The sequence below is a fragment of the Streptomyces sp. H39-S7 genome (assembly GCF_027158205.1).
Taxonomy (GTDB): Bacteria; Actinomycetota; Actinomycetes; order Streptomycetales; family Streptomycetaceae; genus Actinacidiphila.
The window spans coordinates 162460-176253 of record NZ_JAPVLU010000014.1; the positions used below are offsets into that span (position 1 = coordinate 162460).

13 protein-coding genes are annotated in these 13794 nt (G+C 70.3%); 10 read left to right on the forward strand and 3 right to left on the reverse strand.

What is annotated here, in order from left to right:
- Positions 1–171: 171 nt before the first annotated feature.
- The 9 genes from O3X23_RS16070 to pstB all read left to right on the forward strand — a co-directional run bounded on the left by O3X23_RS16070 (position 172) and on the right by pstB (position 11137).
- Positions 172–1452 carry an MFS transporter gene (locus tag O3X23_RS16070; protein WP_269272051.1) on the forward strand — a complete coding sequence of 427 codons (1281 nt, stop codon included), beginning with the start codon at positions 172–174 and terminating at the stop codon, positions 1450–1452.
- Between the two features lie 10 nt (positions 1453–1462).
- The gene (gene mshD, locus O3X23_RS16075) at positions 1463–2392 is read left to right on the forward strand and encodes a mycothiol synthase (protein WP_269272052.1); all 930 of its coding nucleotides are present in this window, start codon (positions 1463–1465) and stop codon (positions 2390–2392) included.
- Positions 2393–2571: 179 nt separating this feature from the next.
- Entirely contained in the window at positions 2572–4956 is a 2385-nt protein-coding gene (locus tag O3X23_RS16080) for an RNA degradosome polyphosphate kinase (protein WP_269272053.1), read from the forward strand.
- The gene (locus tag O3X23_RS16085) at positions 4937–6121 is read left to right on the forward strand and encodes a CHAD domain-containing protein (protein ID WP_443047862.1); all 1185 of its coding nucleotides are present in this window, start codon (positions 4937–4939) and stop codon (positions 6119–6121) included. Before O3X23_RS16080 ends, O3X23_RS16085 begins: the two co-directional genes overlap by 20 nt.
- Before the next feature lie 6 nt (positions 6122–6127).
- A complete protein-coding gene (locus O3X23_RS16090; protein WP_269272054.1) occupies positions 6128–6580 on the forward strand; it encodes an NUDIX hydrolase in 453 nt (150 codons plus the stop codon).
- Positions 6581–7045: 465 nt separating this feature from the next.
- Entirely contained in the window at positions 7046–8173 is a 1128-nt protein-coding gene (gene pstS / locus O3X23_RS16095; RefSeq protein WP_269272055.1) for a phosphate ABC transporter substrate-binding protein PstS, read from the forward strand.
- Positions 8174–8267: 94 nt separating this feature from the next.
- Entirely contained in the window at positions 8268–9251 is a 984-nt protein-coding gene (gene pstC / locus O3X23_RS16100) for a phosphate ABC transporter permease subunit PstC (RefSeq protein WP_269272056.1), read from the forward strand.
- Positions 9248–10321: a phosphate ABC transporter permease PstA gene (gene pstA / locus O3X23_RS16105; protein WP_269272057.1), complete on the forward strand. Its 1074-nt coding sequence runs from the start codon at positions 9248–9250 to the stop codon at positions 10319–10321. The genes pstC and pstA overlap by 4 nt, the downstream gene beginning before the upstream one ends.
- 39 nt (positions 10322–10360) lie before the next feature.
- Positions 10361–11137 (forward strand): phosphate ABC transporter ATP-binding protein PstB, encoded by a 777-nt coding sequence (gene pstB / locus O3X23_RS16110; protein ID WP_269272080.1) that lies wholly within the window; start codon positions 10361–10363, stop codon positions 11135–11137.
- 113 nt (positions 11138–11250) lie between these two features.
- Here pstB and O3X23_RS16115 read toward each other — a convergent pair whose 3' ends face one another.
- Together O3X23_RS16115 and O3X23_RS16120 are read right to left on the reverse strand one after the other, a co-directional pair.
- Entirely contained in the window at positions 11251–12243 is a 993-nt protein-coding gene (locus O3X23_RS16115) for an inorganic phosphate transporter (RefSeq protein ID WP_269272058.1), read from the reverse strand.
- Between the two features lie 6 nt (positions 12244–12249).
- The gene (locus tag O3X23_RS16120; RefSeq protein ID WP_138358477.1) at positions 12250–12870 is read right to left on the reverse strand and encodes a DUF47 domain-containing protein; all 621 of its coding nucleotides are present in this window, start codon (positions 12868–12870) and stop codon (positions 12250–12252) included.
- A gap of 219 nt (positions 12871–13089) precedes the next feature.
- Between O3X23_RS16120 and O3X23_RS16125 the strand changes: the two genes are divergently transcribed.
- Positions 13090–13452, forward strand: coding sequence for a metal-sensitive transcriptional regulator (locus tag O3X23_RS16125; protein ID WP_269272059.1), 363 nt, complete (start codon positions 13090–13092; stop codon positions 13450–13452).
- Between the two features lie 112 nt (positions 13453–13564).
- On the opposite strand, the gene O3X23_RS16130 is transcribed toward O3X23_RS16125, so the two are convergent.
- On the reverse strand, positions 13565–13765 hold the full coding sequence (locus O3X23_RS16130; RefSeq protein ID WP_269272081.1) for a hypothetical protein: 201 nt from the start codon (positions 13763–13765) through the stop codon (positions 13565–13567).
- Between the last annotated feature and the right edge of the window lie 29 nt (positions 13766–13794).

A 13794-nucleotide genomic window follows, 5' to 3' on the forward strand; every position in this document is an offset into this window, starting at 1 on the left:
GCGCGTAGCGCGACAGGCGTTCGAGGGTTAAAACCTGATATCGACTCGCGAAACTCCAGTGTCACGCCGACCGCCCCCAACTCGGCATCCCACGATACGAAACGCTCTGTCTCACCATGCAGTACGGCGGCATAGTTGTGTCCACCACCGACCGAGGAGGCGCACCCAGCGATGCAGACGCCCGATTCCCCTCCACCCCGGCCCCGGACATCCATCCGCTGGCTGATGCTCGCCCTGGGGACCGCCGCGCAGACCTCGGCCTGCGCGTTCGTCTACGCGATCCCGTCCCTCGCCGACGAGTTGCGCTCCGCGGAGCACCTCTCCCTCACCCAGGTCGGCCTGCTCGCCGCCTGCCCGACGGCGGGGCTGGTGCTGGCCCTGATCGCCTGGGGCGCCGCCGCCGACCGCTGGGGCGAACGCGTCGTCATCTCCTCGGGGCTGGGGCTGGCGGCCGCACTGCTCGGGGTCGCCGCGACGATCCACTCCATGGCCGCGTTCGGCCTGGTCCTCGTCCTGGCGGGCGCGGCCTCCGCCTCGGTCTACTCGGCGAGCGGCCGGCTGGTGATGGGCTGGTTCTCCGTCCAGGAGCGCGGGCTGGCCATGGGCATCCGGCAGACCTCCACCCCGCTGGGCATGGCCATGGCGGCGCTGACCATGCCGCCGATCGCCGCCGCGTACGGGGTGCGGGGCGCGATCGGCTTCCTCGCCGTGGTCTGCGGGGTGATCGCGACACTGATCGCCGTGTTCGCCGCCGACCCGGCCCGCGCCGTCAAGGACACCGCGGTCCGGACCGCCAACCCGTACCGGGGTTCGAAGGTGCTGTGGCGCATCCACGGCTCGGGCGCGCTGCTGGTCGTCCCGCAGTTCACAGCGGGCGCCTTCGCGCTGGTGCTGCTGGTCGACGTACGCGGCTGGTCGCCGGTCGCGGCCGGGCAGCTGGTGGCGGTGGGCCAGGGGCTGGGCGCGGTCTCGCGGATCGTCGTGGGCCGCTGGTCGGACCGGGTCGGCAGCCGGATGCGGCCGATGCGACAGCTCGCCCTGGTCACCGCGGCGGTCGTCGGGGCCACCGCGCTGACCGCGGCCTTCCCCTCCCCCCTCACCGACGTCGCCCTCGTCCTGGCCATCGGCATCACGGCCAGCACCAACGGCCTGTCCTTCACCGCAACCGCCGAGGGCGCCGGGCCCGCCTGGTCCGGCCGCGCGCTGGGCGTCCACAACACCGGGCAGAACCTGACGGCCGCCCTGGTCCCGCCCGTCATGGGCGCCCTGATCACCGGCGCCGGCTACTGGCCCGGCTTCGCCGTCGCGGGGGCGGCCGCCTGCGTCGCGGCCGTCCTCGTCCCCTCCCGCGATCCGGTGGCGGGCGCGGTGGACCGGCGCCCCGACGACTTCCCGAAGCCGACGGAGTCCGCAGGGTCCATGGGGGCGAAATCACCGATCACCGGGTCGTAGGCTCGGGTTCATGACCGACGCCGCGCAGCCCAGCCCGTCCACCCGGCGTATCGAGACCGTGGACGCGCTCGCGCCCGACACCGCGCGGGACGTGCTCGCGCTGCTCGGCGAGGCTGCGGCGAGCGACGGGCAGTGGGCGGTCTCCGAGCAGGGGCGCCTCAATCTGCGCGGTGGCGCCCGTCCCGGCGTCCGGCACCTGCTGCTCCACCTCGGGGACGACATCGTCGGCTACGGACAGCTCGAGGACACCGACCCGGTCGAGCCGCCCGCCGCCGAGTTCCTGATCAGCACCGCCCACCGCACGCACGGCCACGGCCTGGCACTCGGCCGGGCGCTGCTCGGAGCCAGCGGCAAGCGGCTGCGGGTGTGGGCGCACGGCGGCCACCCGGCCGCCCGGCACCTGGCCGTGCAGCTCGGGCTGAGCCTCTTCCGCGAGCTGCGGCAGCTTCGCAGGCCGCTCGACGGCGGCCCCGCGCTGCCGGAGCCGGTGATCCCGGCGGGCGTCACCGTACGGACCTTCGTACCCGGGCAGGACGACGCCGCCTGGCTGGCGGTGAACGCCGCCGCGTTCGCCCACCACCCCGAGCAGGGCTCGCTCACCCAGCGTGACCTGGACGACCGCAAGGGCGAGCCGTGGTTCGACCCGGCCGGCTTCTTCCTCGCCGTCCGCGGGGACGACATCGTCGGCTTCCACTGGACGAAGGTGCACCGCGAGGACCGGCTCGGCGAGGTGTACGTCGTCGGCGTCCACCCGGACGAGCAGGGCAGCGGCCTGGGGAAGGCGCTCACGGCGATCGGCCTGCGCCACCTCGCCGACACCGGGAAGCTGCCCACCGCGATGCTCTACGTGGACGCGGACAACATCGCGGCCGTCACCGTCTACGAGCGGCTGGGCTTCACGACCCACGAGACCGACCTGATGTACCGCACGGAGAGCTGAGGGCAGCGGGCAGGACACCTCGGAGCTATCGCACCACCGCCCGGTCAGCCCGCCCGACACCGGACCGGAATCGTTCCGAGCCGGTACTGCAACTTTGTGCACCACGGGGTCGCCCCCCGCATTCCGGCCCGTCATGTTCTCGTTACCGCTGATTCAGACAGGCTTGCGAGCATCACGGAATGCAGCCCGCTGCCCGCTCTCCCGGCCCTCCCCACGGGTCACCTCACCCCCCACCGCCCGACCTGCCGCTTTCCCGTTCGGCACGGGACAATGGACAGACGGCTCCGGCTCGCTCCCCGAGGGCGCCCGGCAGGCCGTACGACGTGTTCGACGTGCCGGAACCGGAGGAGGGCTCGTACTCCATGGCCTCGATGAATCAACCCGGAGTTCCCGGTCAGCCCAATGGGGCGGCCGCTGTCCCCGTCCCATTCCGTCCCCAGCTCGTCTCCGACGCGGAGGCCGTCCTCGCTCCCGCCACCGAGGGTGAGGACGACGACCTCCCCCAGGGCCGGTTCCTGGACCGGGAGCGCAGCTGGCTCGCGTTCAACGAACGCGTGCTGGAACTCGCCGAGGACCCGGCCACGCCGCTCCTCGAGCGGGCCAACTTCCTCGCGATCTTCGCCAGCAACCTGGACGAGTTCTTCATGGTCCGGGTCGCCGGCCTGAAGCGCCGCATGGCCACCGGTGTCGCCACCCGTTCGGCCTCCGGCCTGCAGCCCCGCGACGTACTGGACCTGATACTCACCCGGTCCCGGGAGCTCATGGCCCGGCACGCCGCCTGCTTCCAGAACGACATCGCACCGCAGCTGGCCGACGAGGGCATTCACGTCATCCGCTGGGCGGAGCTGACGGACAAGGAGCAGGCGCGCCTGTTCACCCTCTTCCGGCAGCAGATCTTCCCCGTGCTGACCCCGCTGGCCGTCGACCCGGCGCACCCCTTCCCGTACATCTCCGGGCTGTCCCTGAACCTGGCGGTCGTCGTGCGCAACCCGGTCTCCGGGCACGAGCACTTCGCCCGGGTGAAGGTGCCGCCGATCCTCTCCCGCTTCCTCGAGGCGAGCCCGCAGCGCTACGTCCCGCTGGAGGACGTCATCGCCGCCCACCTGGAGGAGCTCTTCCCCGGCATGGAGGTCCTGGACCACCACATGTTCCGGGTCACCCGCAACGAGGACCTGGAGGTGGAGGAGGACGACACCGAGAACCTGCTCCAGGCCCTGGAACGGGAGCTGATGCGGCGCCGCTTCGGGCCGCCGGTGCGCCTCGAAGTAGAAGAATCGATTGCTCCGCGGGTGCTCGACCTGCTCGTGCACGAGCTGAAGATGAAGCACACCGAGGTCTACCCGCTGCCCGGCCCGCTCGACCTGACCGGGCTGTTCGCGATAGCGGGGCTCGACCGGCCGGAGCTCAAGTTCTCCAAGTACGTCGCCGGCACCCACCGCGACCTGGCCGAGGTCGAATCGGCGTCCGCGCCCGACATCTTCGCGGCGCTGCGCGAACGCGACGTGCTGCTGCACCACCCGTACGACTCCTTCTCGACCTCCGTCCAGACCTTCCTGGACCAGGCGGCGGCCGACCCGGACGTACTGGCGATCAAGCAGACGCTCTACCGCACCTCCGGCGACTCCCCCATCGTGGACGCGCTCATCGACGCCGCCGAGGCCGGCAAGCAGGTCCTCGTCCTCGTCGAGATCAAGGCCCGCTTCGACGAGCAGGCCAACATCAAGTGGGCCCGCAAGCTGGAGGAGGCCGGCTGCCACGTCGTCTACGGCCTCGTGGGGCTGAAGACGCACTGCAAGCTGTCGCTCGTGGTGCGCCAGGAGGGCGACACGCTGCGCCGCTACAGCCACGTCGGCACCGGCAACTACCACCCCAAGACCGCCCGGCTCTACGAGGACCTGGGGCTGCTCACCGCCGACCCGCAGGTCGGCGCCGACCTCTCCCACCTGTTCAACCGGCTGTCGGGCTACTCGCGCCGCGAGGTCTACAACCGCCTGCTGGTCGCACCCCGCAACCTCCGCGACGGCCTGGTCTCCCGGATCATGGAGGAGATCGGCCACCACCGGGACGGGCGCCCCGCCTACGTCCGGATGAAGCTCAACTCCATCGTCGACGAGGGAATCATCGACGCCCTCTACCGCGCCTCGCAGGCCGGCGTGCCCGTCGACATCTGGGTACGCGGCATCTGCGCGGTCCGGCCGGGCGTCGTCGGGCTCTCGGAGAACATCCGGGTCCGCAGCATCCTGGGGCGGTTCCTCGAACACTCCCGGGTGTTCGCGTTCGGCAACGGCGGCGAACCGGAAGTCTGGTTCGGCAGCGCCGACATGATGCACCGTAACCTCGACCGCCGCATCGAGGCGCTGGTCAGGGTCGCCGACCCGGCCCACCGCGCCACCCTCAACCGCCTGCTGGAGACGGGGATGTCGGACGACACCTCGTCCTGGCACCTCGCGGCGGACGGGAACTGGACCCGCCACAGCGCCGGCCCCGACGGGCAGCAGCTGCGCAACGTCCAGGAGATGCTCATCGACGCCCGGAGGCGCCGGCGTGGCCCAGCGACACCGTGACACCGCGTACGCCCCCCAGGCCGGCCCGCCGGCCGTCGTCCTCGACGGAGCGCCGGCAGGCCCGGCCCCCCTCGGCGCGCTGAGCGCGGGGGAGGTGGTCTCCGGCTACCTCCATGAGCAGGCGTCCACGTTCCTGCGCGCGCTCAGTCAGAGCGCCCAAGGGGACGACGACGGCGCCGCCGCCGGGCTCCTGCTGCGCCGGTCGGCCCGCCGGATCGGCGCGACCCTGCACACGTACGGGACGCTCACCGACCCCGGCTGGGCCGATCCGCTGCGTACCGAGCTCGGCTGGCTCTCCTCGGCTCTGGCCCACGAGCACCAGCACGCCGCCCGGCTCGCCCGGCTGCTCTCCGCCCTGCACCGGCTGGCCTCGGAGCCCGACCCGCAGGCCCGCGACGGTGACCACCCGGACGACTCCGACGACCCGGCCCCGGCCCCGACCAAGGGATCCGCCGCCGGCACGCAGGGGCCGCTGGCCGTCGGCGCGGCCCGCGCGGGCGCGCTGCTGGAGCGCCAGCTGACACTGGCGCGCACCCGGGCGCACTCCGCCGCGCTGCAGTCGCTGGGCTCGTCGCGGTTCCACGCGGTGGCCGACGCCGTCGCCGTACTGGCCTCGGAGGTGCCGCTGGCCGCTGCGGCCGACGCGCCCGCCACCGTGCGGCTCCCCCCGCTCGCGGAGGCGGCGCACCGCCGGCTCGCCGAGGCGGCGGCCGCCCTGCCGCTGGCGCGCGCGGGGCACCCGTACAACGCCGACGCGGTGCGCGCCGCGCTCGGCCCCGAGCTGACCAGCGACCTGCAGGACACACCGTGGCACCGGGCCCGCACCCTGCTGCGGCTCAGCCGCTACGCCGCCGAGGTCTGCCCACCCGACGAGCCGTACTTCGAGGGCGCAGCGGGCTCCCGGGACACCGGGGAGAACCTGCGCGACCGCCTCAAGGACGCGGCCCGGCTGCTGGAGCGGCACCGCGAGGCCGCCGAGTCCGCCAACGCCGTCGCGGCCGCCGCCCGCACCCCGCGGATCGCCCCGGCGACCGCGTACGCGCTGGGCGTGCTCCACGCCGACCAGCGCCAGGAGGTCGAGGCGGCCCGCTTCGCCTTCGCCCGCCTCTGGCAGCGCACCCCCCTCCCCCAGCCGACCACCGCCACCGTCCCCGGTTCGAGGTGATCCACGATGCCGCCGTCGCCGAACTCCCCGGCAGAGCAATCCCCCGTCCTGGCCGCGGGCGCGGTCCTCTGGCGCCGTTCGCCCCATGACGGCGGCCTGGAGATCGCGCTGATCCGCCGACCCAGGTACGACGACTGGTCGCACCCGAAGGGCAAGCTCAAGCGAGGCGAGGACTGGGCGGCCGCCGCGCTGCGGGAGGTCCGCGAGGAGACCGGCATGGAGTGCGTGCTCGGCGCGGCGCTGCCGACCGCCCGCTACCTCGTCGAGGGGCGCCCCAAGGAGGTCCGCTACTGGGCCGCCGAGGCCGCCGGCGGCACCTTCGCCGTCAACGACGAGGTCGACCGCCTCGTCTGGCTCGCCCCGGACGCCGCGCGCGCCCGGCTCACGTACGAGCACGACCGCCCGCTCGTCGACGCCATGCTGCGCGCCGTACACCCCGGCGCCGCCCACCACCGCTAGGCCGTGTCTGACAAATCCCGCCTGGCCCGGAACGCCTGGCACGCACGCTCGCTGCGTTGTCGGGCTCATCCACGTACCCCGGTACGAGGACGACCCTCCGCCTTGCGATCGCACGCACCAGACGCCCCGGGCCCCGCCCTCCGGGCGGACGCCGCCATTTGTCAGACACGGCCTAGCCGGTCCCGGCCAAGGCACCGGCGCGCGCTCCGGCCGCCCGGTCCGCTCCAGCGCGCCCGAAATCACCCGTCCCACGGCTCCCTCGCGCCCCACGGAGCGGCACTCGCGACAGCCCGCCCCGCACTGATAGACGAGGTTCACCTTGCGTTCACCCTCTCCCGCCGGTCGATTCACTTCGCCTGCCTAATTTCGGCCTTACCGGTGAGCATCACGCTGCGCCGGGTGGATGCAGAACTCCATACCTCTGCTTCGCCGTCCACCGGCGGGCTCCTGGAAGGAACACAGAAGGTGAAGCTTTTCCGTAACAGCGGACTGCGCGCCCTGACCGTCGGCGCGGTCGCGGTTTCCAGCGCGTTGGTCCTGACCGCCTGTGGTTCCGACGACAACGCTTCGACCGATGGAGCCAAGACGACGGACGCCGCGAAGAGCTCCATCGCGTGCGCCAAGTCGGGTCAGCTGCTGGTCTCCGGCTCCAGCGCGCAGAAGAACGCGATGGACGTCTGGGTCAAGAACTACATGCAGGCGTGCAAGGGCACGAACATCAACTACAAGAGCTCGTCCTCGGGCGAGGGCGTCACCAACTTCAACCAGGGCACCGTCAGCATCGCGGGCTCCGACTCGCCGCTGAAGCCCGAAGAGGTCGCCACCTCGAAGAAGATCTGCACCGGCGGCCAGGGCATCGACCTCCCGATGGTCGGCGGCCCGATCGCGATCGGCTACCACCTCCCGGGCATCGACAACCTGGTCCTGGACGCGCCGACCCTCGCGAAGATCTTCAACTCGACGATCACCAAGTGGGACGACGAGGCGATCAAGAAGCTCAACCCGACCGCCAAGCTCCCCAGCAGCAACATCCAGGCGTTCCACCGCTCGACGGACTCGGGCACCACGGACAACCTGACCAAGTACTTCAACGCGACGGCCAAGGCCGAGTGGCCCTACGAGCACGCGAAGGCCTGGAAGGGCAAGGGCGGCCAGTCCGCCCCCGGCTCCGCCGACATCGCCTCGAACGTGAAGCAGGCCGAGGGCACCATCGGCTACTTCGAGCTCTCGTTCGCCACCGCGAACAACCTGCAGACGGTCAAGCTCGCCACCGGCGCGGCCGCCCCCGTCGCCGCCACCTCGGAGAACGCCTCCAAGGCCATCGCCGAGGCCAAGATCACCGGCACCGGCACCGACCTGGCGCTGAAGCTGGCCTACGACACGAAGGCCGAGGGCGCCTACCCGCTGGCCCTCGTCACGTACGAGATCGCCTGCGACAAGGGCAACAAGGCCGAGACGGCCGAGCTGGCGAAGTCCTTCCTCACCTACATCGCGAGCGAGGACGGCCAGAAGGGCCTCTCCGCCATCGGCTACGCGCCGCTGCCGACGGAGATCGCCACCAAGGTCCGCGCCCAGATCGCGACCCTCTCCTAGTACGCGCGGCCGGCCCCGTACCGCACGGGGCCGGCCGCACATTCCGGTGCACCGCCGCCGGGGGAGCCATCCCCCACCCAGACCGGAGAACCTCATGGACATAACCCCGACAGACAGCGCACTGCCTCCCCCCATCGCCCAGGGTTCCGTGACCCGCGTCGGGGACCGCGTCTTCAGCGGCCTCTCCCGCGGCTCCGGCATCCTCCTCCTGGTCGTCATGGCCTCGATCGCCGTCTTCCTCACGATCCGCGCGACGCACGCCATCTCCCAGGACCACGCGAACTTCTTCACCAGCTTCGAATGGGACGCCAACGCGACCCCGCCGGTCTTCGGCATCGGCGTCCTGATCTACGGCACGATCGTCAGCTCGGTGATCGCGATGGCCCTCGCCGTCCCGATCGCGGTCGGCATCGCGCTGTTCATCTCGCACTACGCGCCGCGCCGGCTGGCCACCCCGCTCGCCTACGTCGTCGACCTGCTCGCCGCGATCCCGAGCATCATCTACGGCCTGTGGGGCGCGATCTACCTCGTGCCGCACATGAAGGGCCTGAACCTCTGGCTCGACACGTACCTCGGCTGGACCGGGATCTTCGACAAGACCGACCCCGAGGGCGCGGCCCGTTCGCTCTTCACCGTCGGCATCCTGCTGGCGATCATGATCCTGCCGATCATCACCAACGTCAGCCGTGAGGTCTTCCGGCAGGTGCCGAAGATGCACGAGGAAGCGGCGCTCGCGCTCGGCGCGACCCGCTGGGAAGTCATCCGGATGTCGGTGCTGCCGTTCGCCCGCTCCGGAATCATCAGCGCCTCGATGCTCGGCCTCGGCCGCGCGCTGGGCGAGACGATGGCCGTGGCCACGGTCCTGTCGGCCTCGCCGGTGCTGTCCGCGAAGCTCCTCGACCCGGTCGGCGGGACCTTCGCGCAGAACATCGCCGCCAAGTTCGGCGAGGCGTCACCGTTCGGACGTGACGCGCTGATCGCCTCCGGGCTCGTCCTGTTCGTCATCACGCTGCTGGTGAACGGCGCGGCCCGCCTGATCATCGCCCGCCGCAAGGAGTACTCGGGGGCCAACGCATGAGCCACGCCATCGCCGACAAGGCGCCCACCGCGGTCCCGACGACGCAGCGGCTGTCGCAGCGCCGGATGCCCCGCTGGGCACCGGCCGGCATCGCCGGTGCCGCGATCGTGCTCGGTGTCGGCCTCGGTCTCGCGGCCGGGCTGGAGAGCCGGGTCCAGTGGGGCCTGATCTCGCTGCTGTTCTTCGTGGTCGGCACCTACGCGGTGACCACGGCCGTCGAGGGCCGCAGGCAGGCCAAGGACCGGGTCGTCACCAGTGTCGTCTGGGCCTGCTTCATCCTGGCCGTCGTGCCGCTGTACTCGCTGGTCGCGACGACGATCACCAAGGGCCTCAAGGTCCTGGACGGCAACTTCCTGAGCCACTCGATGGGCGGGGTCATCACGATCCAGCCCGGCGGCGGCATCTACCACGCGATCATCGGCACCGTGGAGCAGGTCGGCATCGCGACGCTGATCGCCACCCCGATCGGTCTGCTGACGGCGATCTACCTGGTCGAGTACGGCAAGGGCAAGCTCGCCAAGGCCGTCACGTTCTTCGTGGACGTCATGACGGGTATCCCGTCGATCGTCGCCGGCCTGTTCATCCTGACGGTCTGGGTCCTGATGCTCGGCAACGGCCCGTCCGGCTTCGCCGGCTCGATGGCCCTGACGATCCTGATGCTGCCGGTCGTGGTCCGCTCCACCGAGGAGATGCTCAAGCTCGTCCCGAACGAGCTGCGCGAGGCGTCCCTCGCGCTGGGCGTCCCGAAGTGGCGCACCATCATCAAGGTGGTCCTGCCCACGGCCATCGGCGGCATCACGACCGGCATCATGCTGGCCATCGCCCGCATCACCGGCGAGACCGCGCCGATCATGCTGCTGGTCTTCGGCAGCCAGATCATCAACAACAACCCCTTCGAGGGCGGCCAGTCCTCCCTGTCGTACTACGTCTTCGAGCAGTTCCAGAACGGCAACGACGCGTCGTACGACCGAGCCTGGGCCGCGGCCCTGGTACTGATCGCCTTCGTCATGATCCTGAACGTGGTGGCTCGCGGCATCGCCCGCTGGAAGGCCCCCAAGACCGGTCGCTGACGCGACCAACCCAGCGACCATCTGATTGTGAGCCCCACCATGGCCAAGCGCATCGACGTGAGCGGCCTCTCCGCTTACTACAGCAACCACAAGGCGATCGACGACATCTCGATGACCGTCGAGCCCCGCTCCGTGACGGCCTTCATCGGCCCGTCCGGCTGCGGCAAGTCCACCTTCCTGCGCACCTTGAACCGGATGCACGAGGTCACCCCCGGCGGCCGCGTCGAGGGCAAGGTCATGCTGGACGACGAGAACCTCTACGGCACGGGAGTCGACCCGGTGGCGGTCCGCCGCACGGTCGGGATGGTCTTCCAGCGCCCGAACCCGTTCCCCACGATGTCGATCTTCGACAACGTGGCGGCCGGCCTCCGGCTCAACGGCATGCGCCGCAAGAACGAGCTGGAGAACGTCGTCGAGAAGTCCCTCAAGGGCGCCAACCTCTGGAACGAGGTCAAGGACCGGCTGAACAAGCCCGGCTCCGGCCTGTCCGGCGGTCAGCAGCAGCGGCTGTGCATCGCCCGCGCCATCGCGGTCGAGCCGCAGGTCCTGCTGATGGACGAGCCCTGCTCGGCGCTCGACCCGATCTCCACCCTCGCGATCGAGGACCTGATCGGGGAGCTGAAGTCGCGCTTCACGATCGTGATCGTGACGCACAACATGCAGCAGGCGGCGCGCGTCTCGGACCGCACCGCGTTCTTCAACCTCTCGGCCATCGGCCAGCCCGGCAAGCTCATCGAGCTGGACGACACCGAGCGGATCTTCTCCAACCCGTCGGTCCAGGCCACCGAGGACTACATCTCCGGCCGCTTCGGCTAAGCCGGCGATCCGACCCGCTTTGCGGTGCTGCATGGCGGTGCCACCGCAAGGCGAAGGGCCCGCCCCCGTGAGGGGGGCGGGCCCATTTTCCGTTGCTCACGTCACGCGTCAGGTCAGAAGACCAGCTCGATGATCCAGTAGCTGACGGCGGCGACGATGGCCGCGGCCGGCATCGTGATGAACCAGCCGGCCACGATGTTCTTGGCGACACCCCAGCGCACGGCCTTGACCCGCTTGGTCGCGCCGACACCCATGATCGCCGAGGTGATCACGTGCGTCGTCGAGACCGGGGCCTGGAAAACGTACGAGGTCGTGTAGAGGATCGAGGCGGCGGTCGTCTCGGCCGCGAAACCCTGCGGCGGGTCCAGCTCGATGATGCGGCGCCCCAGCGTCCGCATGATCCGCCAACCACCGGCGTAGGTGCCGAGCGACAGCATGGCCGCGCACGCGAACTTCACCCAGATCGGGATGGAGTCGCTGTCCTGGACATCGGCGATGGTCAGCGCCATCACGACGATGCCCATCGTCTTCTGCGCGTCCTGCAGGCCGTGACCCAGCGCCATCGCCGCCGCCGAAACCGTCTGCGCTATCCGGAAACCGCGCTTGGCCTTGTGCGGGTTGGACTTACGGAACATCCACAGAATGGTGAGCATCACCAGATAGCCGACCACCAGGCCGACCAACGGCGACAGGAACATCGGGATGACGACCTTGTCGAGCACGCCCGACCAGTAGACGGTGGTCCCGCCCGCGAGGGCCGCGCCGACCATTCCGCCGAACAGGGCGTGGCTGGAACTCGACGGTAGACCGTAGGACCAGGTCACCAGATTCCATACGATCGCGCCCACCAGGGCCGCGAACAGGATCGCCATCCCGGCCCGGCCGTGCGGCGTCTCGATGAGCCCCTTGCTGACCGTTTTGGCTACGCCGCTGCCGAGGAAGGCGCCGGCCAGGTTCATGACCGCGGCCATGGCCAGCGCCGCCTTGGGCGTCAGCGCGCGCGTGGAGACCGACGTGGCGATGGCGTTCGCCGAGTCGTGGAACCCGTTCGTGTACGTGAATCCGAGCGCGACGCCAATGGTCACGATCAGTGCAAAGGTGTCCACAGAAGGTCAGGACTCCTTGACCGCGATGGTCTCCACCGTGTTCGCGACGTGCTCGAACGCGTCCGCGGCCTCTTCCAGCACATCCACGATCTGCTTGAGCTTCAACACGTCCATGGCGTCGTACTTGCCGTTGAACAGGTGCGCGAGCAGCTTGCGGTGGACCTGGTCCGCCTGGTTCTCGAGCCGGTTGATCTCGATCCAGTACTCGGTGAGGTTGGACATCGTCCGCAGGTTCGGCATCGCCTCGGCGGTCAGCACGGCTGCCCGTGCCAGCACCTCGATCTGCTGCTCGACACCCTTCGGCAGTTCGTCCACCTGGTAGAGAACGACCAGGTCGACGGCCTCTTCCATGTAATCCATGATGTCGTCGAGACACGACGCGAGGTTGTAGATGTCCTCACGGTCGAACGGTGTGATGAAGGAGGAGTTCAGCTGGTGGAAGATCGCGTGCGTCGCGTCGTCCCCCGCGTGCTCCGCGGCCCGCATCCGTTCGGCGATCTCGATGCGCGTGGCCGAATCGGCCCCGAGCAGTTCCATGAGGAGCTTCGAACCTGTGACGATGTTGTCCGCGGATGCGGCGAACATGTCATAGAAGCTCGTCTCCCTGGGGGTCAGACGAAAGCGCACGTGAGGTCCTCGGGGTGCATCGGATTCGGTCTCGTCAGGTCTCGTTGATGCTAGGCGCATCATCCGGCCACGGCTAATGGGCGTCACCCAGTGTCGCCCATCGGAAAGAGTGCCCCCGACCGGGGTCGGTACCCGGGGGTGAGCACCGCGAGGTGCCCACATAAGGCGCCGATCGGTAAGATATACCCACCAGGGGTATTTTCGGGCAGGGAGAACGGGATGACGACCACCGAGACCGGCCGGGCCGACGGGGCCGCGAAGGCCGTGCCGAGCGCCGCGGCACCGCACAGCCCGCCGGGCCCGCATGGCTACAGCAACCACAAGGACGCGCACCTCAAGCGGCTGCGCCGGATCGAGGGCCAGATCCGCGGGCTGCAGCGGATGGTGGAGGAGGACGTCTACTGCATCGACGTCCTCACGCAGGTGTCCGCCAGCACCAAGGGCCTGCAGTCCTTCGCCCTCCAACTGCTGGAGGAGCACCTGCGGCACTGCGTCGCCTCTGCCGCCGCCGAGGGCGGGCCCGAGATCGACGACAAGGTCGCCGAGGCGACCGCGGCCATAGCCCGGCTGCTGCGCACCTGACCCGACCGGCAGCCGGGCCCGTGGCGTTCCGACGGACCCGGCCCGGCGACCGGGACGAACATCTCCACGGCCGGATCTGCGGCGACGCGATCGTGCGGCGTGGGCCGGTGGTTCAGTTCGGGCGCCGGGCCGCCTGCGCGGGGATCCGCACCGACTGGAGCTCCGTCGTCCGGTCCACTTCCAGCACCTCGTCGATCCGGGCGAAGCTCAGGCGCTCCTCACCGGCGGCGGAAGCCGCAATCATCAGCTCACCGCACAGCTCGATCTCCGCGAGGGCCACACAATCCTGACCTGGACCGTTATGCGTAGACATGTGCGTTTCGCGAGACAAAGCCACGTGCA

Bases quoted from the DNA above. Each gene is read 5' to 3' on its own strand.
- O3X23_RS16070 (WP_269272051.1), top strand. From the start codon at position 172: ATGCAGACGCCCGATTCCCCTCCACCCCGGCCCCGGACATCCATCCGC.
- mshD (WP_269272052.1), top strand. From the start codon at position 1,463: ATGACCGACGCCGCGCAGCCCAGCCCGTCCACCCGGCGTATCGAGACC.
- O3X23_RS16080 (WP_269272053.1), top strand. From the start codon at position 2,572: ATGCAGCCCGCTGCCCGCTCTCCCGGCCCTCCCCACGGGTCACCTCAC.
- O3X23_RS16090 (WP_269272054.1), top strand. From the start codon at position 6,128: ATGCCGCCGTCGCCGAACTCCCCGGCAGAGCAATCCCCCGTCCTGGCC.
- pstC (WP_269272056.1), top strand. From the start codon at position 8,268: ATGGACATAACCCCGACAGACAGCGCACTGCCTCCCCCCATCGCCCAG.
- pstA (WP_269272057.1), top strand. From the start codon at position 9,248: ATGAGCCACGCCATCGCCGACAAGGCGCCCACCGCGGTCCCGACGACG.
- pstB (WP_269272080.1), top strand. From the start codon at position 10,361: ATGGCCAAGCGCATCGACGTGAGCGGCCTCTCCGCTTACTACAGCAAC.
- O3X23_RS16125 (WP_269272059.1), top strand. From the start codon at position 13,090: ATGACGACCACCGAGACCGGCCGGGCCGACGGGGCCGCGAAGGCCGTG.
- O3X23_RS16130 (WP_269272081.1), bottom strand. From the start codon at position 13,765: ATGTCTACGCATAACGGTCCAGGTCAGGATTGTGTGGCCCTCGCGGAG.